The sequence below is a fragment of the Acidovorax sp. SUPP950 genome (genome assembly GCF_030158935.1).
Classification (GTDB): Bacteria; Pseudomonadota; Gammaproteobacteria; order Burkholderiales; family Burkholderiaceae_C; genus Paracidovorax.
Map to the genome: position 1 here is coordinate 1,737,329 of NZ_BQXE01000001.1, position 24,577 is coordinate 1,761,905.

A 24,577-nucleotide genomic window follows, 5' to 3' on the forward strand; every position below is an offset into this window, starting at 1 on the left:
GATGGACAGGGAAGAAAAGAGAGGCGCCTGCGGTCACAGGTGCGGCCAGACCAGCATGGTCACGGCGTAGATCGCGCCCACCAGCAGCATGGAGACCACCGTGTAGCCCATGATGTCTTTCAGCTTGAGCTTGGACAGCGCCAGCGCCGGCAGGATCCAGAACGGCTGCACCAGATCGTTCCAGCCGTTGCCCAGCATCACCGACATGGCGGTCTGCGCCTGCGAGGCGCCCAGCGTGGTGGCCGCGTTGATCATGAACGGGCCCTGCAGCACCCAGTGCCCGCCGCCCGAAGGCGCGAAGAAGTTGATGACGAACGAACTCACCAAGCCCCACAGCGGCAGCGTGTCGGCGGTGGAGACGCTCACGAACACGTGCGCGATGGACTCCACCAGGCCCGAGCCATGCATGATGGCCATGATGCCGGCGTAGAACGGGAACTGCAGGATGATCCCGCCGATGGTCTTCACGCCTTCGTTGACCTTCTCCACGTACTTCATCGGCGTGCCCAGCAGCAGCACCCCGAGGAACAGGATGAAGAAGTTGATCATGTTCAGGTCGAGGTTGCCGCCCTGGATGAAATGCATGGCCACGTACGCCATGCCGCACAGGCCGATCAGCAGGCTCAGCACGCGGCTGTTGTTCAGGCGCCAGGCCAGCGTCTTCTCGTCCCCCAGCAGGTGTTCGGCACTGGCGGGCTTGGTGTCGGCCACGGTGGCCGGGTCCAGTTCCACGACCGGCTCGCCCTTCTTGGGGTGCATGGTGGCGTTGAGCAGCGGCAGCGCGATGAGCACGGCCAGGCTGGTCAGCAGGATGGGCGCGGAGAAGATCGTCTGCGTGAGCGGGATCAGCCCCATGGTGCTTTCGAACGCGTGGCCCTTGGTGGAGATGAGCACGGGGATGGTGGCCGAGAAACCCAGGCTGTACATGGTGAAGCCCGTGTATGCCGCCGCGATGATGAGCGGGTAGTGCACGCCCTTGACCTTGAGCGCCAGCTTGCGCGCCATGATGCCGCCGATCACCAGGCCGAAGCCCCAGTTGAGGTAGCTGCCCACGCAGCCCACGATGGTGGCGACGATGATGGCCTGGCGCGGCGTGTGCACGTGCGAGGCGATGCGGTCGAGAAAGCGGTCCACGATGGGCGCGGCCGCCAGCACGTAGCCCATCACCAGGATCACCGCCATCTGCGTGGTGAAGGCCAGCAGGCTCCAGAAGCCCTTGCCCCAGTCCTGCACCACGGCGTTGATGGGGCGATTTTCCACCCCGAAGGCGAGCGCCATGGTCAGCAGCGTGAGCATGATCGCGAAGACGAACGGATCGGGCAGGTAGCGCCGCATCAGTTCGGTGAAGAAGGCGGTGATTCTCGACATGGAAATTGTCTCTTTGGTGTTGTGAGGTTTTGAGAAAACGCGAGGAGGAAGCGCTAGACCCCGGCCACGCCCACGGTCATGCCACCGCAGACGTACAAGACCTGGCCGGTGACGAAGCCGCTGCGCGCATCGAGCAGATAGGACACGGCATGCGCCACGTCGTCCGGCGTGCCCACGCGCTTGACGGGCACCGAGTCGATGATGGCCTTGGTGCGCGGCGCATCGGGCGGGTTGGCGCGGTCGAACAGCTCGGTGCGGATGGGGCCCGGGCCGATGGCGTTGGCCGTCACGCCGTGGCGGCCCAGCTCCAGCGCCCACACGCGCGTCATGCCGATCAGGCCGGCCTTGGTGGCCGAATACGCGGTGCGCAGCTCCTTGCCCAATGCGGCGCGCGAGGACATGTTCACGATGCGCCCGAAGCCCGCCGCCTGCATGCCCGGCAGCAGCGCCTGCATGCACTGCAGCGCGCAGCGCAGGTTCAACGCCACGGCGAGGTCGAATTGCTCCAGCGTCTGTTCCGCGGCTTCGGCAGGCACCACGATGCCCACGTTGTTGACCAGGCGCGTGATGGGCCCGCCCGCCAGCGCTTGCTGCAGGGCCCGCGCGGTATCGGCGGTGTCGGACAGGTCGGCCTGGATGCCGCCGGGCACGTGGGCGATCGCGCGGTCGATGATGACGGGCTCGTAGCCGTCGGCGCGGCAGCGCTCGGCCGTGGCCGCGCCGATGCCGGCGCCGCCGCCGGTGATGAGAACGCGCTCGCGTGCGGATGCAGTGGTCATGGAAGGTCTTTCTTCTTCAGGGAGTGCAGGGGCGCGTGGGGATTACAGGTAGCTCTGTCCATCGACGTAGGCCTTGCGCCAGCGCGTGAGCGTGACGCGCTCGAACAGGCCCGCGGCGTGGAACGGGTCGGATTCGATGAAGCGCTGCGCCTCTTCGCGCGAATCGAGCGCCACCACGTACAGGCCGCCCCCCAGATCCTTGCCGTCGTCGGCCAGCTTGGCGCCGCAGGCCAGCAGCAGGGCCTTGTGCTGGTCGAGGAACGCCAGGTGCGCGGCCCGCGTGGCCTGGCGCACGTGCTGGTGATCGGGTTTGTCGAAGGTCTCGATGATGAAAGGCACAACAGTCTCCGTGTGCACGGCGGTCCGGCACATTGCAAACGCCGGTCAACCGGCTTCAGGGGATGGATTTCCGCGCAGTGCGCACTGCGCGGAACGGGGTGACGATCAGGGCTTCAGACGGTGGCGACCGGCGTCACGGGCGAGGCGATGGCCCCGGGCAAATTCAACGGCGGCGCCGTCAGCAGGAATCGCGAGCGGTGGCGCGCGCGCAGCCACGCGGCCAGCGGCGTCAGGTGCCACAGCTCGCCCAGGTGCACGCCCAGCTTGAACAGGCAGTGCTCGTGCAGCGGCAGCGCGGCGCAGCAGGCCGGGCCCGCCTTGGCGGGGAAGGCCTCGACGGCGTAGTTGTCGGCGGCGATGGCGGCGAGCTGGCTGTCGGTGATCCACTGCAGCAGCCTGTCGTCGCGCCCGTCCAGCACGGCGCAGCTATCCGCCAGCACGGCCGGATCGGGGTGCCTGCGCATGCCCAGCACCACGTCGGCAAAGCCCGTGTGCAGGCAGACGATGTCGCCCGGCTCCACCGCCACACCGTCGGCCTCCAGCACGCGCATCAGCGTGTCGTAGCCGACCACGGTGCGGGCATCGCCCAGGTGCGCGCGCAGATCGATCATCACGCCGCGGCCCTGCACGCCCGTGCGGGCCATGCCCTCGATGCCCAGCGCATGCGCGGCCGAGGTGCTGGTGGCCGCGCCCGGCGCGGCGGGCACGCCGGCATCGCGCACGTCGTCCGGGCCCACGATGTCGCGGCCGGCGGCATAGCCGTTGTAGTACAGCGCTTCGGGCAGGCCGTCGCCATTGGCGTCGAACATCGAGCCCGCGTGCGCCAGGCCATCCCACTGCGTGGAGTACTGCAGGTGCAGGATGGCCAGGTCGTCCGACAGCACGTCGGTGCGGCCCGGCTCCAGCGCACCCAGCAGGCAATTGAAGTTGACCAGCCCCTTGCGCAGCAGCGGCCGCAACACGGGCGGCTGGCGATTGGGGTTGAGGGCATTGCCGCCGGGATAGTCCAGCGGCAGGCTCAGCGCGAAGGCCAGGCCCTCTTGCACTTCGGCCACGCCCTGGCGCACCTTTTCGGGCGTGAGCAGGTTCAGACGGCCCAGTTGGTCATGGGGGCCGAAGTCGCCCCAGGTGGATCCGGCGGGCCGGTGCTGCCAGCGGGGGTTGGTGGGCTGCGGGTCCATGCGGTCTCGGTCTCTCTTCGTGCCCGCGGCTCAGCGCGCCAGGAAAGCGGCCAGCGCGGCGTCGAACGCGGCCGGCGCTTCCAGGTTGGACAGGTGCGAGGCCGGCACCTGCGCCAGCTGCGCGCCCGCGATGATGGCCTGCATGGCCTGCGCATCGGCCACCGTGGTCACGGGGTCGGCGCTGCCGGCGATCAGCAGTGTGGGCACGCTGATGGCACGGATGGCGCTGCGCAGGTCGGCCTGGGCCAGGGCCTCGCAGCAGGCGGCATAGCCCTCGGGGGCCATGCCGGCGATCCAGCCCTGGGCGCGCTGCACCACGGCGGGCTGCGCAGCCACGAAGGCATCGGTGAACCAGCGGCTGGGCGACGATGCGGCCAGCTCGGCCATGGCCGCCGTGCCCTTCTCGCGGACCAGCGCGGCGCGCGATGTCCAGCCCTCGGCCGTGCCGATCTTCGCGGCGCTGTTGGCCACCACCAGGTGGTTCAGCCGCGCGGGGGCATTCACGCCCAGCCACAGGCCGGTGAGGCCGCCCATCGAGATGCCGCAGAAGCTGGCGCGCTCGATGGCCAGCGCATCGAGCAGCGCCAGCACGTCGCTGCCCAGCTGGTCGACCGTGTACGGGCCGGGCGAGGCCACGCTCGCGCCGTGGCCGCGCGTGTCGTAGCGCAGCACGCGGTGCGTCGTGGCGAAGCGCGCGGCTTGCGCGTCCCACATCTCCAGGGTGGTGCCCAGGGAGTTGGACAGCACCAGCACGGGTGCGCCTTCGGGACCGTCGAGGCGCACGCGGAAGGCGCCGGCGGGGGTATGGAGGGTGGCGGTGGACACGGGCTTGATTTCCTGGGGTTTGGCAGCGGGCCGATCAGACGCGTTCAAGCACCACGGCGATGCCCTGCCCCACGCCGATGCACATGGTGGCCAGCGCGTAGCGCCCCCCCGTGGCATGCAGGCGGTTCACGGCCGTGGTGGCCAGGCGCGCGCCACTGGCGCCCAGCGGATGGCCCAGCGCGATGGCGCCGCCCCAGGCGTTCACGCGCGCGTCGTCGTCCTGCAGGCCCAGTTGGCGCAGCACGGCGATGCCTTGCGCGGCGAAGGCCTCGTTGAGTTCGATCACATCGAGCTGATCGAGCGTGAGGCCCGTCAGCTGCAACACCTTCTGCGTGGCCGGCGCGGGACCGATGCCCATCACGCGCGGGGCCACGCCGGCCGTGGCCATGCCGACCACGCGGGCCTTCGGCGTGAGGCCGTGCCGGGCGGCGCTCGCCTCATCGGCCAGCAGCAGCGCGCAGGCGCCGTCGTTCACGCCGCTGGCGTTGCCGGCCGTCACCGTGCCGCCTTCGCGCACCACGGGCTTGAGCTTGGCCAGCGCTTCCAGGCTGGTCTCGCGCGGGTGCTCGTCCTGGTCCACGGTGACGGGCTCGCCCTTCTTCTGCGGCACCTGCACGGGCGTGATCTCGCGTGCCAGATGGCCGGCCTGCTGGGCGGCCACGGCCTTGCGCTGGCTGGCGAGGGCCATGCAGTCCTGCGCTTCGCGCTCGATGCCGTAGTCGTCGGCCACGTTCTCGGCCGTCTCAGGCATCGAATCCACACCGTACTGCGCCTTCATGAGCTTGTTGACGAAGCGCCAGCCGATGGTGGTGTCGTACACCGCATTGGCGCGGCTGAAGGCGGTTTCGGCCTTCGGCATCACGAAGGGGGCGCGGCTCATGCTCTCCACGCCGCCGGCGATCATCAGGCCCGCCTCACCGGACTTGATGGCGCGTGCGGCCGTGCCCACGGCGTCCAGGCCCGAGCCGCACAGGCGGTTGATCGTGGCGCCGGGCACGTCGATCGGCAGGCCGGCCAGCAGCGCGGACATGCGGGCGACGTTGCGGTTGTCTTCGCCGGCCTGGTTGGCGCATCCGTAGAGCACGTCCACCACGGCGGCCCAGTCCACGTTCGGGTTGCGGGCCATCAGCGCCTTGAGCGGGATGGCGCCCAGGTCGTCGGTGCGCACGCTGGACAGGGCACCGCCGTAGCGGCCGAAGGGCGTGCGGATGGCGTCGCAGATGAAGGCTTGCGTCATGGTCTTTGTCTCCAGGGTGTTGGTCGGAAAAGGCGCCGCGGCGGCCGGTGTCAGGCGTGCGATGGCCGGATGGGCAGGCCCACGAGGCGTTCGAGTTCGGCATGGTCGAGGCCCGGCACGGCATCGATGAGCACCAGGCCCTCGGGCGTGCAGGCCAGCGTGGCCAGGTCGCTGTAGATGCGCTTGACGCAGCCGATGCCGGTCAGCGGGTAGGTGCATTGCGGCACGACCTTGGACTGGCCCTGCTTGGTGAGCAGGTCCATCATCACCCAGGTCTGCTTGGCACCGATGGCCAGGTCCATGGCGCCGCCCACGGCGGGGATGGCGCCGGGCTCGCCCGTGCTCCAGTTGGCCAGGTCGCCCGTGGCGCTGACCTGGAAGGCGCCCAGCACGCAGATGTCCAGGTGGCCGCCGCGCATCATGGCGAAGCTGTCGGCATGGTGGAAGTACGCACCGCCCGCCAGCAGCGTGACGGGCTGCTTGCCGGCGTTGATGAGGTCGTAGTCCTCGTCGCCCGCGGCCGGCGCCGGGCCCATGCCCAGGATGCCGTTCTCGCTTTGCAGGATGACTTCGCGGCCCGGCGGAATGTGGTTGGCCACCAGCGTGGGCTGGCCGATGCCCAGGTTGACGTAGGCACCGTCGTGGATGTCCTGCGCCACGCGGGCGGCCAGTTCGTCTTTGCTTCTTTTTTGATAGCTGCTCACGCTACCTCCTGTTGCGCTGGGGGCCATTTTCATGCTGACTTCTTGAAGCCGCCGGCCTGCGTGGCCACGCGGTCGATCCGCACCACGTGGCTCACGTAGATGCCGGGCGTGACGATGGCCTCGGGGTCGAGCGCGCCCAGCTCCACCACCTCGTGCACCGTGGCCACGGTGCGCCGCGCGGCGGTGGCCATGACGGGGCCGAAGTTGCGGGCGGACATGCGGTAGGTGAGGTTGCCCCAGCGGTCGCCCCGCTCGGCCTTGATCAGTGCCACATCGCCCTGGATGGGGTACTCCAGCACGTACTGCTTGCTGCCGATCTCGCGCGTCTCCTTGCCCTTGGCCAGCTCCGTGCCGTAGCCCGTGGGGCAGAAGAAGGCACCAATGCCGGCCCCGGCCGCCCGCAGGCGCTCGGCCAAGTTGCCCTGGGGCACCAGTTCCAGCTCCAGCTGGCCGGAGCGGTACAGGCCGTCGAACACGTGGCTGTCCACCTGGCGCGGAAAGCTGCAGATGATCTTGCGCACCCGCCCAGCCTTGAGCAGCGCGGCCAGGCCCGCATCGGCGTTGCCGGCGTTATTGTTCACCACGGTGAGGTCGCGCGCGCCCTGATCGATCAGCCCGTCGATCAGTTCGCCGGGAATGCCGGCGGTGCCGAAGCCGCCGATCAGCACGGTGGCGCCATCCTGGATGCCCGACAGGGCCTGGGCCACGGAATCCGCAATCTTGTTGATCATGGGGAGAGGAGAAGCCTAAAGGTGAGAATTCGGGTCCCGCCTCAGCGGCGGGATGTTTGTTCGCATATAGAACAAATGTTCGTATAATGAATTTTAGGACCAAATGCTTATGAGCGATACCCCCGCGGAGACTGGTGATAACCCTAGGCCGGGCGACAGCTATGTGCAGTCGTTCGCCCGTGGGCTGGAGGTGATCCGCTCGTTCAGCGCCACCGCGCCGCAGCAGACGCTGAGCGAAGTGGCCGCCCGCACGGGCCTCACGCGCGCCGGGGCGCGGCGCATCCTGCTCACCTTGCAGACGCTGGGGTATGTGGAAAGCGATGGGCGGCTGTTCCGGCTGACCCCGCGCATCCTGGACCTGGGCTTTGCCTACCTGTCGTCCATGCCGATCTGGGATCTGGCCGAGCCGACGATGGAAGCGCTGGTGGATCAGGTGCACGAATCCTGCTCGGCCGCCGTGCTGGACGGCAGCGACATCGTCTACGTGCTGCGCGTGCACACCCACAAGATCATGAGCACCAACCTGGGCGTGGGCTCGCGCCTGCCCGCCTTCTGGACGTCGATGGGCCGCGTGCTGCTGGCCGGCCAGCCCGATGCCGACGTGGCCGCCCTGCTGCCGAGGGTGCCGCGCCAGCGGCTCACGCCTCACACCCTGCTGGACGACGACACCCTGCTCGCCGCCGTGCGCCAGGCCCGGGCGCAGGGCTGGTGCCTGATCAACCAGGAACTGGAAGAGGGCCTGATCTCGGTCGCCGCACCGCTGCGCAACCGGGCGGGGGAAACGGTGGCGGCACTCAACATCAGCGGGCAGGCCAACCGGACCAGCGCCGAGATGATGCAGACCGAGTTGCTGCCGGCCCTGCTCAAGGCCGCCGAAGCCATTTCGCGCACGCTGGGCACCCGCCGCTGACACGCCGTCCGCTGTGGAATTTTTCCCACAGCCGGCCGGCGCAACCGCCAAAAAACAGGCGGCGCCCAGGGCCCCTGGCAATTAGTGGTTACGATTAATGACAAATAGGCAGCTTGCTGTTGCCATCTCTCCAATCGGTCATTTCCAGGAAGTCCCTTCCATGAAAAATCTCAAACTGGGCGTGCGCCTGGGCCTCGGCTTCGGCGTGGTGCTCCTGCTCATGGCAATCATCACCGGCATGAGCCTGTTCCGCCTCGCCGACCAGGACGAAGCCTCGCAGCAACTCATCACCGACCTGTACCCCAAGGCCGCGGCCAGCCAGCAGCTGTCCTACCTCACCATGGACACGGCACGCGTGGTACGCAACCTCATCATCCTGGCCGATGAAAAAGCCATGGTGCCCAACAAGGCGGCGCTGGACAAGAACGTCGCATCGATGGCCACGCTCATCGGCACGCTGGAAAAACTGGCCGACACCGCAGAAGAACGCGCGCTCATCCAGGACATCAAGACCCAGAGCGCAGCCTTCATCGCATTCAGCCAGGATGTGGGCGCCCTCGGCGTGCAGAACAAGAACGAGGAGGGCCAGCAACTGCTGTTCGGCCCCCGCTACGCCATTCAGGGCACCTTCCTGGCCACCCTGAAGAAGATGGTGGACCTGCAGGAAAAGAACATGCAGGACGGCGGCGCCGCAGCCCACGCCGCTTACCTCACCGCCCGCACGATCGTCTGGGTGGTGGCGCTCATCGCCGCGCTGATCGGTGCGGTCTGCGCTTTCTTCATCACGCGTTCCGTCACGGCCCCCTTGCAGGACGCCGTGGACGCCGCCGACCGCGTGGCCGACGGCAACCTGAGCGTGCCGATCGTTTCCCAATCCAGGGACGAAACCGGTGCCCTGCTGACTGCCCTGCAGCGCATGCAGAGCAACCTGGTGCAGACCGTGGGCACCGTGCGCGGCAATGCCGAGAGCGTGGCCACCGCCAGCGCGGAGATCGCCCAGGGCAACAATGACCTGAGCCAGCGCACCGAGCAGCAGGCCTCGGCCCTGGAAGAGACGGCCGCGTCCATGGAGGAACTGGGCAGCACCGTGCGCCAGAACGCCGACAACGCCCGCCAGGCCAACCAACTCGCGCAGGATGCGAGCGACGTCGCGGTGAAGGGCGGCGAGGTGGTCAACCAGGTGGTGGACACCATGAAGGGCATCAACGACAGCTCGCGCAAGATCTCGGACATCATCTCCGTGATCGACAGCATTGCCTTCCAGACCAACATCCTGGCGCTCAACGCCGCCGTGGAAGCCGCCCGCGCGGGCGAGCAGGGGCGCGGCTTCGCCGTGGTGGCCAGCGAGGTGCGCAGCCTGGCCGGACGCTCGGCCGATGCCGCCAAGGAAATCAAGAACCTCATCAGCGCCAGCGTGGAGCGCGTGGAACAGGGCACGGCCCTGGTGGACCAGGCCGGTGCCACCATGCAGGAGGTGGTGACCTCCATCCGCCGGGTGACCGCCATCGTGGGCGAGATCAGCGCGGCCAGCCGCGAGCAGAGCGATGGCGTCGCCCAGGTCGGCGAAGCCGTGGTGCAGATGGACCAGGCCACCCAGCAGAACGCCGCCCTGGTCGAGCAAAGCGCGGCCGCAGCCTCGGGCCTGCGCGTGCAGGCGGACCAACTGGTGCAGGCCGTGGCCGTGTTCAAGCTGGCCCCCGGCAGCGGCATGGCAGCGCCGCGCCCTGCGGTAATGGCCCCGCCTGCCTCGGCGCCGGTTTCCGCCCCCCTCGGGGCGCCGGTTCGCCCGACGGCCGCCTTGCCCGCACAGGCGGCCACAGCAGCCCGGCCCACGCCCAAGACCGCGCCCTCCCGGCTGTCGGCTCCCGCCGCCAAAGCGCCGGCAGGCAAGGCCCCCGCGGCCCCCAAGGCCCCCGCCCCGAAGCCCCGCGCCATCGCCGCGCCCCCCGCCGCCGCCGCAGCAGCGCCCGCAGCAGGCGGCAAGCACAACGCCGACGACTGGGAGACCTTCTGACAGCTTGCGGCCGGCCGCGCCGGCGATGCGGGGCGCAGCGGCGCACCGCATGCCGGAATGCACGGTTTCCTCCCGTGCAACCCCTGCCTGAAACCCGCTTTGCCCGTGCTACGCTGGCTGCCATGTTCAATCCGTCCCAAGCCGATGTGCGGCGCTTTTTCTGCGCCGTGTACGCCAAATCCCAGGCCGGCCAGCCCATGGAAGCCATCGAGACCCTGGCCAGCCTGTGGATCGCAGAGCACCCCGAATACCACGCCGATCTGGCCGATGTCGATGCAGCCCTGGCCCGCAACTACGACGAGACGCCGGACCGCACCAACCCCTTCCTGCATCTGTCCATGCACCTGTCGATCAGCGAGCAGTGCAGCATCGACCAGCCCCGCGGCATCCGCCAGGCGGTCGAACTGCTGGCCGCCCGCAAGGACTCACTGCTCGATGCGCACCATGCCGCCATGGAATGCCTCGGGCAGATGCTGTGGGAAAGCCAGCGTTCCGGCCGCCCGCCCGATGGCGATGCATATGTCGCCTGCGTGCAGCGGCGCGCCACCCGGGACTGAGGGCTCACCGCCTGCCGCACGCCGCCATGTCCAGAACCGCCCTCCAGATCGCTGACCGGCTGGCAGCGTCGCCCGCCGCCGCGGTAGCTCCTCGGGCCAGGCCGCACCGTGCACGGTGCCCACGCATCCGCGGTGCCCTCGCACCCGACCAGGGGGCCTGACATGCGCCGGTGGCAGATTTCGCTGCGCACCGCCATTGCCGTCCCGTTCGCCGTGCTGTTCGCGGCCACCGTGGCATTGCATGCCTTCACGCAGCAGCGGCAGATCGGCCACCTGATCGACCAGGAAAGCGTGCGGCTGCTGGACGCCGTGACGCTCACCGCCCGGGACCGGCTGTCGCGCTTTCTCTCCCGGCCCTTCGAGATCCAGCGCGACATCGCCGATGCGATCGGCCGCCACGGCCTGTACCAGCCGGGCGACATGCGGCCCATCCACGAACACCTGCGCGCCGTGTTCGACGCCCTGTACCGCGACGAGCGGCAGATCAGCCTGCTGAGCTTCGGCAGCCGCGACGGCGAATACACCGGCATGCGCCGCGAAGCGGACGGCTTTCGGCTCATCCTCAAGGACCGCTCGACCGAGGGCCTGATGCACGTGTACCAGAGCGGCACGCCCGACGCGGTGTCGGCCTCGTTCCGCGGCTACGACCCGCGCATCCGGCCCTGGTATGTGCCCGTGGCCCGGTCCGGGCGCGCGGGCTGGTCGCCGATCTACACCACGGCCGGAGAGCGCGCCGATGTGACCATCTCGGCCGCCTCCGCCGTGATCGCCAGCGGCCAGATGGTGGGCGTGATGGAGGCCGATGTGCGCCTGGACACGCTCAACCAGTTCCTGCGGGACGACCCCTTGCGCGGGAACGGCCACATCTTCATCCTGGACACGGAGCAGCGGCTGGTGGCGCAGTCCGAGGGCGGCTCGGTGCTGTCGGAGCAGCCCGCCCCGCGCGGCGGAGAGCGGGAGCGGCTCACCGCCGGCCGGAGCGCCAGCGCGCCGATCCGCGCCGCCGCCGCCGCCCTGCCCCACGCCCGCTCCGATGCGGGCATCGACTTTCAGTTCGCGCACAACGGCGAACGCTACTTCGCCCGCGTGACCCCGTTCACGCAGCAGCCCGGCATCGACTGGCGCATCGTCGTGCTGCTCCCAGAGTCCGACCTGCTGGGCGACACGCGCGTCATCAGCCGCCGTTCCATTCTGGCGGCGAGCGGCATCGCCCTGCTCGGGCTGCTGCTGGGGCTGTGGGCGGTGCAGCGCGTGGCGCGCCCCATCCTGCTCACGGCCGACGCCGCCAACCGCCTGTCGCGCGGGGACTGGGAACCGGGTCTGCTGCCGCACACCAGCGCGCTGCGCGAGACCACGACGCTCATCCAGGCCTTCAACCAGATGGCCGACCGGCTGCGCCAGTCCTTCCAGCAGATGCGCGAGCAATTGCTGAGCGACCCCCTCACCCGCCTGCTCACCCGGCGCGGCCTGCTGGAGAAAGCCGACTGGAAATCCCCGCGCTGGGCCGTGCTGAGCCTGGTGGGGCTGGATGCGTTTCGCGCCATCAACGACAGCGTGGGCTTCGGCACCGGCGACCGGCTGATGCAGGCCATCGCGGAGCGCATGCGCCAGCACCTGCCAGCCACCGTGCTGATGGCGCGGCTGGGCGGTGACGAATTCGCGCTGCTGCACCTGGACGGGCACGCGGTGGCGGAAGACACCATCGGCAAGGCCGTGCTGGGCCTGTTCTCCACCCCGTTTTCCGTGGGGGCGGACGAGGTCATGCTCAATGCCTCGGTGGGCGTGGTCGCGGGCTCGCTGGCGGGCGAGCATCTGGCGGAATGGCTGCGCAACGGCAGCATCGCGCTGGGCGAGGCCAAGCGGCGCGGCCGCAACCAGTGCGTGGTGTTCGAGCCCTGCATGGTCGAGCAGTCGATGGAGCGCACGCGGCTCGCCATCGAACTGCGCCAGGCGCTGGAAAAAGGCCAGTTTCTCGTGCACTACCAGCCCGTGATCGACCTGGCCAGCGGGCGCGTCACAGGGGCGGAAGCCCTGGTGCGCTGGAACAGCCCCACGCGCGGGCTGGTGCCGCCCGGCACGTTCATTCCCATCGCCGAGGAATCCGACCTCATCCTGGCCCTGGGCGACTGGGTGCTGCGCGCGGCCACGCAGGCCATCGCGGACCAGTTGCCCCGTCTGCCGGAGGGATTCGACATCCATGTGAACGTGTCAGCGCGCCAGCTCATCCAGTCGGACTTTCCCGCCACGCTGCAGCAGGTGCTGCGCGACAGCAGACTTCCGCCGGACCACCTCACGCTGGAGCTGACCGAATCGGTGCTGATCGAAGACGACGGCGTGACGCAGGCGCGCCTGGCCGCCATCCGCGCGCTGGGCGTGAAGATCGCCATCGATGATTTCGGTACGGGGTATTCCTCGCTGGCCTACCTGAGCCGGCTGCCGTTCGACTGCCTGAAGATCGACCAGCGCTTCGTGCGCAACCTGCTGCATTCACCCCAGGACGCGGCCATCGTGACCGCCGTGCTGCACATCGCCAAGGGGTTCGGCGTGGCCGTGGTGGCCGAGGGCGTGGAAACCGAGGGCGAGGCCCGCCAATTGCGCGCCATGGGCTGCGCCCAGGCCCAGGGCTACCACTTCGGCCGGCCGGCACCGCTGGAACTTCTGGACCTGTCCCCGCGCGAGTGAGGGGGCCGCCAGGCGCCGGACGGGCCTGCAGCGCCGGCTATGCGGCGGCGCCCAGGCGCTTCAGAGAAACAAGGCCTGCGCTGGACACCTGCAGTTCAATCTGCGCGTTCTCGGACCCGGCCGGGACGGTCATCGTCGCCCCGTCCTGGCCCAGCCGCGCCGACCGCAGGTCATTGGCGTTCAGCACCGCCATCGCCTGCTGGAGGGCCGCGTCAACGCTCCGCGCGGCTGCATCGCCGGTCTCGCCGCGGTAGTGCCCGCTTTCGACGATGCAGCGGACGCCCTCGGACAGGCTCGAAAAGCCGATGCGCCGCCCCATCGCCAACCAGTTGCGCACCGCCATGTGCACCTCCACCGCAGGCATGGGCACCGAACTCAGCGTCGGACCATCGAGCGCGCCGAGAAGTGCCGGCAGCAAGGCGTACAGCGCCTCTTGCGCCACCTCGCTGCGTTGTGCCGCGGACGCCTGCGCAAGTTCGGGCAGATGGGCCGCCAAGTGCAAATAGACGCGGTAGTAGTCGGCGAACTCGCGGGGCGTGCGCGCCTGATCCACGCCGAATGTCGCGGCATCCGACTGCAGCGGCTGCGAGGGCGCGGGCCCGCCAAAGGATCCGCCCGGCAATTCGCACAGCGCCACCCAGTCCATGAAATCGATGCACTGGAACACCGGGGCCCCCGCCACGCCCAGCGAGGCCAGGAACGCCTGCGCATTGCGCAGGTCCGCGGCGGTGAGCAGCCGATGCTCTTGCAGGACGCGCTGGACCTGCGCGACCACTGCAGGGCTGGCATCGCCGGCTTCGGCAAGCGCCAGGGTGCGAAGGTCGCTCAATCCCAGCGTCATCAGCTTGACCGGGCTGACCGCCAGCCCCAAGCGGGGCAGCAGCGCCATGGGAGACCCGTGCAGGCCTTTCTGCGTGCCATCCAGCAGGGCGGTCTCATCGGGGAAGTGGTAATGGGCCCCGGGCGAAGCGATGGCCCAGTCCAGCCATTGCAGCCCGCCATCCACGAAAGCCAGGGCCAGCCGCCCCGACTCCGACAGGGCAGAGGAATTCTGTATTGGGCGATTGGCGACGGAAATGCTCATGCGTTGGCCTCATGGAGATGCGTTGATGGGATGAAACGAAAGACAGGGCACACCAAAATATAACGCCCCTACACGCCGATCCGGACCTCCATCGGCCCTGCTGCGCACCCGCCCCATGGCATGGCCTGAGCCATCTTCCAGCCAAAGAAAAACCCGCCAGAAGGCGGGTTGGGATGGACAGCCGCGGGGCGAGGCCCCGGTGCGCGACGGTCAGCGAAAACGCGACTGAGGCACCACCTGCAGCTCGCCGTCGAGCGAACCGATGTAGCCCGCCAGCGCCTTCAGCTCGGCATTCGTGAACTGCTTGGCAATGCCCGCCATGATGGCGTTGGAGCGGCCCAGGTGCGCGTTGTTCGGGTCGGCCTTGTAGGCCTTGAGCGCCACGAACAGATAGTCCGCATGCTGGCCTGAAATCTTGGGATACGACGGATCGATGGGCTTGGCGAAGTTATCGCCGTGGCAGGACACGCACGCGCCCTTTTGCAGCAGCTGCGCCACCTGCACGCTCGGCTCGCGGGTGGGCTTGGCCGGCAGGTTGGCGCCCTCGCGCACCTGGGCCGCGTAGTACGCGGACACATCGGCGATGTCCTGGTCGGTGAGCGAGTCGGCAATGCCGCGCATGGTCGGATGCTTGCGGTCGCCCTTCTTGTAGGCGTTCAGGGCCGAGGCGATGTAGCGCTCGCCCTGCCCCGAAATCATGGGCACCTTGTGCACTTCGGGAAAGCTGGCCTGGTAGCCCGGGATGCCGTGGCAACCGATGCACATGGCGACCTTGCCCTGGCCCGCCTTGGCATCGCCCTTGGTCTCCTGGGCCTGCGAAACCGCGGTCACGCAAGCGACAGCCAGGGCAAATATCGTGGTCAACTTCTTGTTCATTTTGCGCGCACAATCTCGTGGAAGTTTGTCGGTGCTCGGGCAGAAAACGATTATAGCCAGCGCCTTTCCAGGCCTTTTATCAACGATTACCCTATTTACGGCCCATGAAATTCCAAGGCTCACAGAGTTACGTTGCCACCCAGGACCTGATGCTCGCAGTGAATGCGGCCATCACCTTGCAGCGCCCGCTGCTCGTCAAGGGCGAGCCCGGCACCGGCAAGACCATGCTGGCCGAAGAGGTCTCGCGCGAGCTGGGCATGCCGCTCCTGCAGTGGCACATCAAGTCCACCACCAAGGCGCAGCAGGGGCTGTACGAATACGACGCCGTGAGCCGCCTGCGCGACAGCCAGTTGGGCGATGCCGACAGCAGCGAGCGCGTGAAGGACATCCGGAACTACATCGTGCAGGGCGTGCTGTGGCAGGCCTTCACCGCCGACCAGCCCGTGGCGCTGCTGATCGACGAGATCGACAAGGCCGACATCGAATTCCCGAACGATCTGCTGCGTGAGATCGACCGCATGGAGTTCTACTGCTACGAGACGCGCGAACTCATCCGCGCCAAGCACCGGCCGCTGGTCTTCATCACGTCCAACAACGAAAAAGAGCTGCCCGACGCGTTCCTGCGCCGCTGCTTCTTCCACTACATCAAGTTCCCCGAAGCCGAGACGATGCGCAAGATCGTCGACGTGCACTTTCCCACGCTCAAGGCCGAACTGCTCGCCGTGGCGATGAAGACGTTCTACGACGTGCGCGGCCTGCCGGGCCTGAAGAAGAAGCCGTCCACCAGCGAACTCATCGACTGGCTCAAGCTGCTCGTGGCCGAAGACATTCCGCTCGAAGCCCTGCAAAGCGCCGACCACAAGGTCGCCGTGCCGCCGCTGGTGGGTGCCCTGCTCAAGAACGAACAGGACGTGGGCCTGTTCGAGAAGCTGGTCTTCATGAACCAGCGCAACCGATGAAGGGCCCGCGATGAGCAGCGCACGCCGCCTGCTGATGGAAGGCCTGTCCGACGCCGTGGGCTTCGTGGGCGGCGCGCTCGCGGGCTACTGGATCGGCCACCTGCTGGGCTTTGACATCTTCACCTCGGGCTACGGCCCGTCCAGCCTGGCGGGCATCGCCCTCGTGGGCCTGGGCGGCGGCTTCGGCCTGCAGGCGGCACGGCGCTGGCGCGCCAGCCGCGCACCCAGCGACAAGGAGTGATTCTTTCCATGGCTTTCGTCGAACCCGTCACCCTGCGCGATCGCGGCATCCGCCTGGAGCCCCTCGCGCTGTCGCATGAAGAGGGCCTGCGCGCCGCGGCCACCGACGGCGCGCTTTGGACGCTGCGCATCACCTCCGTCCCCGAGCCGCAGGACGTGCGCGCCTACATCGAGACCGCCCTGGCCGGCCGCGAGCAAGGCCACCGTTTCGCCTTCGCCGTGGTGCAGGAAGACACCGGCAAAGTGCTGGGCACCAGCAGCTACCACGACATCGTGCCGGCCGTGAAGCGGGTGGAGATCGGCTTCACCTGGTATGCCAAGAGCGTGCAGCGCACGCACGTCAACACCACGTGCAAGCTGCTGCTGCTGGGCCACGCCTTCGACACGCTGGGCTGCCACGTGGTGGGCTGGCGCACCGACAACTACAACTTCGCCTCGCAGCGCGCCATCGAGCGCCTGGGTGCAAAAAAAGACGGCGTGCTGCGCGGCCACGCGCTGCGCCGCGACGGCACCATCCGCGACACGGTGATGTACAGCATGCGCTCGGGCGAATGGCCGGAAGCCAAAGCCCAGTTGCTATACCTTTTGCAGCAGCATGCCCTAGTGGAATAAGCGCCACAGGGCTAAAAGGCTTCAACCCATGCTGATCGACTTCTTCTACACCCTGCGCGCCGGCCAGTTGCCGGTCTCGGTGAAGGAATACCTCACCCTGCTGGAGGCCCTGCAGGCCGGCGTGGTGGGCCCGAACTCCGAGGACGCCTGGAGCCTGGACGACTTCTACCACCTCGCGCGCACCGTGCTCGTGAAGGACGAAAAGCACTTCGACAAGTTCGACCGGGCCTTCGGCGCCTACTTCCAGGGCGTGGAGATGGTGGCCGACTTCCGCAAGGACATCCCCGCCGACTGGCTGCGCAAGATCCTGGAGCGCGAACTCACGCCCGAGCAGAAGGCCGCCATCGAGAAGATGGGCTGGGACGAGCTGATGGAGACGCTCAAGAAGCGCCTGGAAGAGCAGAAGGAACGCCACGAAGGCGGCAACAAGTGGATCGGCACGGGTGGCACCAGCCCGTTCGGCCACGGCGGCTACAACCCGCAGGGCGTGCGCATCGGCGGCGCCGGCAAGAACAAGAGCGCCGTGAAGGTGTGGGACCAGCGCGCCTACAAGGACTACGACGACACGCAGGAACTGGGCACGCGCAACATCAAGGTGGCGCTGCGGCGGCTGCGCAAGTTCGCTCGCGAAGGGCACGAGATGGAGCTGGATCTGCCGGACACCATCCGCAGCACGGCGGCGAACGCGGGCTACCTGGACATCAAGATGGTCCCCGAGCGCCACAACAACGTGAAGGTGCTGCTGCTCATGGACGTGGGCGGCACCATGGACGAGCACGTGCAGCGCGTGGAAGAGCTCTTTTCCGCGGTGAAGACGGAGTTCAAGCACCTGGAGTTCTATTACTTCCACAACTGCGTGTACGACTTCATGTGGAAGAACAACCGCCGCCGCTTCGCCGAGAAGTTTCCGACCTGGGACATCATCCGCAAGTACAACAAGGACTACAAGCTCATCTTCGTGGGCGATGCCACCATGAGCCCCTACGAGATCCTGCAGCCCGGCGGCAGCGTGGAATACGACAACGAAGAGGCCGGCGCCGAGTGGCTGCAGCGTTTGATCCATGCCTTTCCCCGGTTCGCCTGGATCAACCCCGAGCCCCAGGGCGTGTGGCAGTACCGGCAGAGCATCGGCATCATCCAGCAGATCGTGGGCCAGCGCATGTATCCGCTGTCGCTCAAGGGCCTGGAAGAAACCATGCGGCTGCTGTCCAAGTGACCGCCTGACCGCCGGGACCACCCAGCGCGCGCCGCTGTCTGACAGCGGCGGTGCGTTTTTCAGGCCATAGTGCCCCCAATTGCCGTTGCGCACCCCGGATGCGACGGCCTGGCAGCACCCCCTTCCAGCCCCACCAAGCCCTCTTTTACGTGTCCCTCCCCGCAACGCATTCTTCGAGACGATTTCCGACGCCGGCCTTGTGGCCGGCGTTGCTGCTTTCGAGCCTGGTGGCCCTGCAGGGCTGCAGCCTGCTGCCGGGCGCCAAGGAAGGCACGGTGGACAACAACACCATCCAGTCCGATGCCGGTGCCGGCACCGGGCCCGATGCGTTCTCGCTCGAAGTGCGCGCACCCGATGCGGTGCGCGAATACCTCACGCGGCACATGGAGCTGCAGCGCTTTCGCCAGCTGCCCGACCTGCAGTCGAGCGAGATCACCCGCCTGCTGGGCGCGGCCGAGTCCAACGCGCGCGAGTTGCTCGGCACCCTGGGCTATTTCAGCCCCACGCTCACCATCACGATGCAGGAGACGCCCGGCAGCGCCGGCGCGCCGCGCACCATCACCGTGGAGGTGGAGCCCGGCCCGCAGACCCGCGTGGCCCGCGCCGACATCGATTTCACCGGCGCCGAGGCCGATTCGCCCCAGTTCGCCAACCGACGCGCGCGCGTGCAGCGCAGCTGGTCGCTCGCGCCCGGCCAGCCCTTCACGCAGGACGCCTGGGACGGCGCCAAATCCCAGGGCCTACGCCAATTGCAGGCCACCCGCTATCCCACCGCCAGCATCGCCAAAAGCCGCGCGGAAATCGACGCCGACCGCAACGAAGCCCAGCTGGGCGTGACCTACGACCCCGGACCGCCCTACCGCTTCGGCGCGCTGCGCGTGCAGGGCGGCGAGCGCTACAGCGCCGACGGTGCGCGCCGCATTGCCCGCCTGCCCACGGGCGCCGACTACAGCGAAGCCCAGTTGCTCGATGCGCAGATGCGGCTGGCCAGCAGCGGCTACTACGACGCCGTGTTCCTCTCGCTGGAAACCGACGGCACCGACCCGCAGGCCGCGCCCGTGGTGGCCCAGGTGCGCGAGGCACCCCTGCAGAAGGTGGTGTTCGGCGTGGGCCTGTCGACCGACAGCGGCCCGCGGCTGAGCGTGGACCACATCCACAACCAGTTGCCCGGCATCGGCTGGCGCGCCGTCAGCAAGGTCTCGGTGGACCGCAAGAACAAGCTGCTGTCCACCGACTGGACCGACCTGCCCGGCGAGGACGGCTGGCGCTGGTTCACCGGCGCGCAGGTGCAGCGCGAGACCACGGGCGACTACGAGGTCAACAGCAGCCGCCTGCGGGGCGGCCGCAGCAAGAGCACCGACCACATCGACCGCAGCTATTTCCTGCAGCACGACACCGCCAAGAGCCAGGGCACGGACGCGCCGCCCTCCAGCGCGGCCATCAGCGCCAACTACGGCTGGACGGGCCGCTACTTCAACAACACCACCAATCCCACGCGGGGCTTCGGCCTGGCCGCGGAGTTGGGCGTGGGCACCACGCTGCGGCCCGAGCGCGACCCGTTCGTGCGGGCCTACCTGCGGTGGCAGTCGTTCTACCCCATGGGCCGCGTGGACATGGGCGAAGGCGTCACCCGCACCAGCCGGCTGGCCCTGCGCGCCGAAGGCGGCGCAGTGCTTGCGCGCCGCGCGGCCGAGATCCCGGTGACCACGCTGTTCCTGACCGGGGGCGACACCACGGTGCGCGGCTACGGCTACCGCGAGATCGGGGCGCGCACCTCCAACGGCCAGCTGTATGGCGGCCGCTACCTGACCGTGGCCAGCGCCGAATGGCAGCGGCCGATCGAGTTCCGCGGCAACCGCACCGATTTCGAAACCGCCATGTTCATCGATGCCGGCGCCGTGGCCGACCGCGCGGGCGACCTGGACCCGCGCGTGGGCGTGGGCGCCGGCCTGCGCTGGCGCAGCCCCGTGGGGCCGCTGCAGGCCGACGTGGCCTATGGCGTGCAGGCCAAGCAACTGCGGCTGCACCTGCGGCTGGGCTTCAGCTTCTGACCGCCATCTGAAAGACCCATGGCAACGCGCGCTCCCCGCAACCCCTACGCCGCCGCGGCGGCCCCCGTTCCCGCACCCCGGCGCCGGCGCGGCTGGCGCATCGCCGCCTGGACCCTCGCCGCGCTGCTGGCCCTGGTCGCCCTCGTCCTCGGTGCGGCCTGGTGGTGGGCCGGCGGCCAGGCCTCGCTGGCCACCACGCTGGACCGCGCGGCACGCTACCTTCCCGCCGACCAGCAACTCGAAACCCGCGACGTGACCGGCTCGCTGCGCGCCGGCGGCCACATCGGCTGGCTGCGCTGGAGCAGCCCCACGCTGGCGGTGGAAGTCAACGATGCACGCATTGCCTGGCAGCTGGCGCCCTTGCTGCAGCGCCAGCTCACCCTGGGCGAGGTGCATGCGGCCGAGGTCAAGATCATCCCGCAGGGCCCGCCGCGCACCGAACCCGACACGCCGCCACAGCCGCTGCAATCGCTGGAACTGCCGCTGCGCATCGACCTGCCGTTCCGCGTGGACAGCATCACCTGGGCCGCGCCCAGCCCTGTCTCCGCGCAGGGGCTGGCGGGCCACTACCGCTACGACGGCACCCACCACCGGCTGGCGCTGGACAGCGTGGCCTTCGCCCAGGGCCACTATTCCGGCCAGGCCACCGTGCAGGCCCAGGCGCCGATGGCGCTGGAGCTGAAGGCTGACGGCACCGTGCGCACGGCATCGCCGGGCGGCGGCGACGACATCGAAGCCAAGGCCCATGCCGAGGCCAAAGGCACGTTGGCCACCGCAGCCGCACGGCTGCAGATCACCGCCCAATTGCAGGCACAGGCCGCCGAGCCATTGACAGCGGCTCCGCCGACAGCGCAAGCCTCGCGTCCCGCCCCCGGCCCATCCGCCAAACCCGGCAAGCCAGCGGCCCGACCCGCGAAACCCGCCGAACCGATGCGTGCCGACGTGCAGGCCGAGATCGCACCCTGGGCTGCGCAGCCGGTGCTGCAGGCGCGCGCCGAGGTCGAATCCCTGGATCTGGCCGCCCTGTGGCCGCAAGCTCCCGTGACCTCGCTGAGCGGGCAGTTGCGCGTGGACCCGGCCGCTGCTGCCGCACCCGGTGCCACCGCCGCGGGCTGGGCCATCGGTGCCCAGTTGCGCAACGCCGTGCCGGGACCGTGGGACCAGCGCCGGCTGCCCCTGGAAAGCATCGATGCCCAGGCCGCCTTCGACGGCACGCAGTGGACCGTGCCCGACGCCACCGCGCGCATCGGCAACGGCAGCGTGGCGCTGCAGGGCCGCTTCACCCCCGCCACGCGCGCCATGGAAGGCCGTGCCGAAGTGCGAGGCCTGCGCCCCAGCGCCCTCTACAGCACCCTGGACTCCACCCCCGTCGCCGGGCAGGCGCAGGCCCGCAGCGAAGGCGGCGACGGCGAACCGCTGGTGCGCTTTTCCGCCGACCTGCGTGCCACCGGTGCCGCGGCACCCCGGCGCACCGGCGCACCGGCAGCCTTGCGCGTCGAGCGCCTGGCCACCGAAGGCACCTGGCAAGGCAGCCGGCTGGCGCTCGCCCGCCTGCAGCTCGATGCCCTGCAGGCACAGGTGAATGCACGCCAGTTGCAGATCGGCACGGCCGACCTGTCGGTCAAAGGACAGTTGCAGGCCACCGTGCCGGGTGCCACGGCCCAGATGGACGGCCAGATCGCTCCCCGGGCAGGCAACGGCCAGTTGGAGCTGCGGGTGGCCGATGCGCAGCGCGTGCAGCGCTGGATCGAGTCCTTGCCCGGCCTGGCCACCGCCCTGCGCGGCGCATCCATGCAGGGCGACGCCCAGCTCACCACCCGCTGGAACGGCGGCTGGCAGACCCTGCAGCGCCAATTGCAGGCGGCGGGCCTGCTGGCCCCGGCCGCCGCAGGCACGGCCCGCGCCGCTGCCGGCGAGCGGTTCGAATGGCAGGCCCGGCTGGCCGCGCCGCGCTTCGACGTCTCCCTGCCCGCCAGCGGCTCGGCCGCGCCCATGGCCGTGCGGCTCACGGCGGTGCGCGCCGAACTGGCCGGCGGATTGCCCCAGTCCACGCTGTCGCTGGACGGCGAGGCGCGCGTGGACCGGCGTCGACTGGACCTGCGCCTGCGCGGCACCGCGGGCACGGCCGCCCCCGGGCAATGGAACGCGCAGATCACCGAGTTGCGTGCGCAGGCCCGCGACGAGCAACTGCCCGGCCCCTGGACGGTGCAGTTCAACCAGCCGCTGTCCGTTGCTCTGCGCCAGTCGCCCAGCCTGCAGGTGGAGACCTCGGGCGGCCAGGCCACCGTCTCCGGCCCGGCGCCGGGGCAGGTCACGCTGCACTGGGAGCCCGTGCGCTTTGCCCAGGCCGCCAATGGCGCCATCGCCTTGCGCACGCAGGGCCGCCTGCAGGGGTTGCCCATGGCCTGGACCGAAGCGTTCGGCCCGCAAGGCCAGGAAGCACTGCAGCGGCTGGGCCTGGCGGGCAACCTCGTGTTCGACGGCGACTGGGACGTGGACGCGGGCGACACCCTGCGCGCCAGTGCCAGCGTGCGGCGCGCCAGCGGCGACATCCGCGTGCTGGCCGGCAGCGCCGCGCCCGCCACGACGGTGGTGCACAGCAGCGGCCAGGGCCAGGGCGCCGGCCGCGCGCAGACGAGCGAAGGGCCCGGCACGCCGGCGGGCGTGCGGCAGGCCGAAGTGCAGCTGCAGGCCGAGGGCGACACCGTGCGTGCCCGTGTGCAGTGGGACAGCGAACGCGCCGGCCGCGTGCAGGCCGATGGCAGCACCCGGCTGGCCCGTGCCGATGGCGGCTGGCAATGGCCTGCCGATGCACCGCTGGCCGCCACCGTGCGCGCCCAGCTGCCGGACGTGGGCGTGTGGTCCGCCCTGGCACCGCCGGGCTGGCGCGTGAAGGGCACGCTGGACGCCAATGTCGCCCTCGCCGGCAACCGCGCCGCGCCCCGATGGAGCGGCACGCTCGGCGCCGACCAGCTGTCGGTGCGATCGCTCATCGACGGCGTGGACCTGCAGGACGGGCGCCTGCGCGCCACGCTGAACGGCGACCGGCTCGACATCACCGAATTTCGCGTGAACGGCGGCCAGGGCAGCAACGCCCGCATCGCCGGCTTCAGCGGCAACCGCACCGCGGCCCCGCGCGACGGCGGCACGCTCACCGGCCAAGGCAGTGTGTCGTGGGCCACGGGCGGCAGCGGCGCCACCGGCTCCGGCTCCGGCATCGCCATGGACTTCGACGCCGAGGCGCGCGCCCTGCAGGTGCTGGTGCGCGCCGACCGCCAGGTCAGCGTGTCCGGCAATCTGCAGGCGCGGCTGCGGCAGGGCCAGTTCACGCTGCGCGGCAAGCTCACCACCGACCGCGCCACCATCATCCTGCCCGAGGCCGGCGCACCCAGCCTGGGCACCGACGTGGTCGTGCGCTCCGCCGCCAAGGACCGCGAAACCGTCAAGCAGGCCGAACGCGCGGGACAGGCCGCTGGCCGCGTGGAAGCCGCCAAGCCGCCGGACATCGCCGTCACCCTCAACCTGGGCGACGACTTCGCGCTGCAGGGCCACGGCATCACCACCCGCCTGGCGGGCGAACTGGAAATCCGCGGCGCCACCGTCGCCGGGGCGCCGCCGCGCGTCACTGGCGAGGTGCGCACCGTGGAAGGCCGCTACCGCGCCTGGGGCCAGTCGCTCGATGTGGAGACGGGCCTGGCACGCTTCAACGGCCCGTACGACAACCCCGCGCTGGACATCCTGGCCATCCGGCCGAACATCAGCGTGCGCGCCGGCGTGCAGGTCACCGGCTCGGCCAAGGCGCCGCGCGTGCGGCTCTATTCCGACCCCGATCTGCCCGACGCCGAAAAGCTCTCCTGGGTGGTGCTGGGCCGCAGCGGCGCCGCCGGCGGCGCCGAGGCCGCGCTGCTGCAGCAGGCGGCGCTGGCGCTGCTCGGGGGTAACGGCAATGCCGGTGCCGGCAACTTCGCCAAGCGCGTGGGGCTCGACGAAATCGGGTTCAAGGGCCCCGGCTCGGGCGAGGATGCCTCGGCCGCCGCGCTCACCTTCGGCAAGCGCCTGTCCAAGGACCTGTACGTGACCTACGAGCGCAGCCTCTCGGGCGCCCTGGGCACGCTGTACATCTTCTACGACCTGACCAAGAGCCTCACGCTGCGCGGCCAGACCGGCGCGCAAAGCGCGGTGGACCTGATCTACACGGTGCGGTACGACTGA

The 24,577-nt window shown here is 69.6% G+C and carries 20 protein-coding genes; 10 read left to right on the forward strand and 10 right to left on the reverse strand.

The window, feature by feature from the left end:
* Positions 1–33: 33 nt before the first annotated feature.
* The 8 genes from AVME950_RS08055 to AVME950_RS08090 form a co-directional block, all read right to left on the reverse strand.
* Complete coding sequence (locus AVME950_RS08055; protein WP_284429375.1) at positions 34–1,368, reverse strand: short-chain fatty acid transporter; 1,335 nt, start codon at positions 1,366–1,368, stop codon at positions 34–36.
* Positions 1,369–1,421: 53 nt separating this feature from the next.
* On the reverse strand, positions 1,422–2,147 hold the full coding sequence (locus tag AVME950_RS08060) for an SDR family oxidoreductase (RefSeq protein ID WP_284429376.1): 726 nt from the start codon (positions 2,145–2,147) through the stop codon (positions 1,422–1,424).
* A 42-nt stretch (positions 2,148–2,189) separates the two neighbouring features.
* A complete protein-coding gene (locus AVME950_RS08065; RefSeq protein ID WP_284393330.1) occupies positions 2,190–2,486 on the reverse strand; it encodes a YciI family protein in 297 nt (98 codons plus the stop codon).
* Between the two features lie 113 nt (positions 2,487–2,599).
* Positions 2,600–3,667: a cyclase family protein gene (locus AVME950_RS08070; RefSeq protein ID WP_284405378.1), complete on the reverse strand. Its 1,068-nt coding sequence runs from the start codon at positions 3,665–3,667 to the stop codon at positions 2,600–2,602.
* A gap of 30 nt (positions 3,668–3,697) precedes the next feature.
* Positions 3,698–4,492, reverse strand: a complete 795-nt coding sequence (pcaD, locus tag AVME950_RS08075; RefSeq protein ID WP_284429377.1) for a 3-oxoadipate enol-lactonase — start codon at positions 4,490–4,492, stop codon at positions 3,698–3,700.
* A 34-nt stretch (positions 4,493–4,526) separates the two neighbouring features.
* Positions 4,527–5,729 (reverse strand): 3-oxoadipyl-CoA thiolase, encoded by a 1,203-nt coding sequence (pcaF, locus tag AVME950_RS08080; RefSeq protein ID WP_284429378.1) that lies wholly within the window; start codon positions 5,727–5,729, stop codon positions 4,527–4,529.
* Positions 5,730–5,779: 50 nt separating this feature from the next.
* Complete coding sequence (locus tag AVME950_RS08085) at positions 5,780–6,433, reverse strand: 3-oxoacid CoA-transferase subunit B (RefSeq protein ID WP_284405375.1); 654 nt, start codon at positions 6,431–6,433, stop codon at positions 5,780–5,782.
* Between the two features lie 29 nt (positions 6,434–6,462).
* Positions 6,463–7,164 (reverse strand): 3-oxoacid CoA-transferase subunit A, encoded by a 702-nt coding sequence (locus AVME950_RS08090; RefSeq protein WP_284429379.1) that lies wholly within the window; start codon positions 7,162–7,164, stop codon positions 6,463–6,465.
* A 109-nt stretch (positions 7,165–7,273) separates the two neighbouring features.
* On the opposite strand from AVME950_RS08090, the gene AVME950_RS08095 reads away from it, so the two are divergent.
* From AVME950_RS08095 to AVME950_RS08110, 4 genes are all read left to right on the forward strand, one after another.
* A complete protein-coding gene (locus tag AVME950_RS08095; RefSeq protein WP_284429380.1) occupies positions 7,274–8,074 on the forward strand; it encodes an IclR family transcriptional regulator in 801 nt (266 codons plus the stop codon).
* A gap of 160 nt (positions 8,075–8,234) precedes the next feature.
* On the forward strand, positions 8,235–10,088 hold the full coding sequence (locus tag AVME950_RS08100) for a methyl-accepting chemotaxis protein (protein WP_284429381.1): 1,854 nt from the start codon (positions 8,235–8,237) through the stop codon (positions 10,086–10,088).
* Positions 10,089–10,210: 122 nt separating this feature from the next.
* Entirely contained in the window at positions 10,211–10,645 is a 435-nt protein-coding gene (locus tag AVME950_RS08105; RefSeq protein ID WP_284393307.1) for a DUF1841 family protein, read from the forward strand.
* A 162-nt stretch (positions 10,646–10,807) separates the two neighbouring features.
* Positions 10,808–13,327, forward strand: coding sequence for a bifunctional diguanylate cyclase/phosphodiesterase (locus tag AVME950_RS08110; protein WP_284427033.1), 2,520 nt, complete (start codon positions 10,808–10,810; stop codon positions 13,325–13,327).
* 37 nt (positions 13,328–13,364) lie between these two features.
* On the opposite strand, the gene AVME950_RS08115 is transcribed toward AVME950_RS08110, so the two are convergent.
* Together AVME950_RS08115 and AVME950_RS08120 are read right to left on the reverse strand one after the other, a co-directional pair.
* Positions 13,365–14,411, reverse strand: coding sequence for a hypothetical protein (locus AVME950_RS08115; RefSeq protein WP_284429382.1), 1,047 nt, complete (start codon positions 14,409–14,411; stop codon positions 13,365–13,367).
* A 210-nt stretch (positions 14,412–14,621) separates the two neighbouring features.
* Positions 14,622–15,287 carry a c-type cytochrome gene (locus AVME950_RS08120; RefSeq protein ID WP_272565067.1) on the reverse strand — a complete coding sequence of 222 codons (666 nt, stop codon included), beginning with the start codon at positions 15,285–15,287 and terminating at the stop codon, positions 14,622–14,624.
* A gap of 104 nt (positions 15,288–15,391) precedes the next feature.
* On the opposite strand from AVME950_RS08120, the gene AVME950_RS08125 reads away from it, so the two are divergent.
* From AVME950_RS08125 to AVME950_RS08150, 6 genes are all read left to right on the forward strand, one after another.
* A complete protein-coding gene (locus tag AVME950_RS08125) occupies positions 15,392–16,246 on the forward strand; it encodes an AAA family ATPase (protein WP_284393300.1) in 855 nt (284 codons plus the stop codon).
* Between the two features lie 10 nt (positions 16,247–16,256).
* A complete protein-coding gene (locus tag AVME950_RS08130) occupies positions 16,257–16,487 on the forward strand; it encodes a hypothetical protein (RefSeq protein WP_284393299.1) in 231 nt (76 codons plus the stop codon).
* An 8-nt stretch (positions 16,488–16,495) separates the two neighbouring features.
* The gene (locus AVME950_RS08135; protein ID WP_272565070.1) at positions 16,496–17,098 is read left to right on the forward strand and encodes a GNAT family N-acetyltransferase; all 603 of its coding nucleotides are present in this window, start codon (positions 16,496–16,498) and stop codon (positions 17,096–17,098) included.
* A 28-nt stretch (positions 17,099–17,126) separates the two neighbouring features.
* Positions 17,127–18,314, forward strand: a complete 1,188-nt coding sequence (locus AVME950_RS08140) for a vWA domain-containing protein (protein ID WP_284429383.1) — start codon at positions 17,127–17,129, stop codon at positions 18,312–18,314.
* Positions 18,315–18,412: 98 nt separating this feature from the next.
* Complete coding sequence (locus AVME950_RS08145) at positions 18,413–20,365, forward strand: autotransporter assembly complex protein TamA (protein WP_502869370.1); 1,953 nt, start codon at positions 18,413–18,415, stop codon at positions 20,363–20,365.
* 18 nt (positions 20,366–20,383) lie between these two features.
* Complete coding sequence (locus AVME950_RS08150) at positions 20,384–24,577, forward strand: translocation/assembly module TamB domain-containing protein (RefSeq protein WP_284429385.1); 4,194 nt, start codon at positions 20,384–20,386, stop codon at positions 24,575–24,577.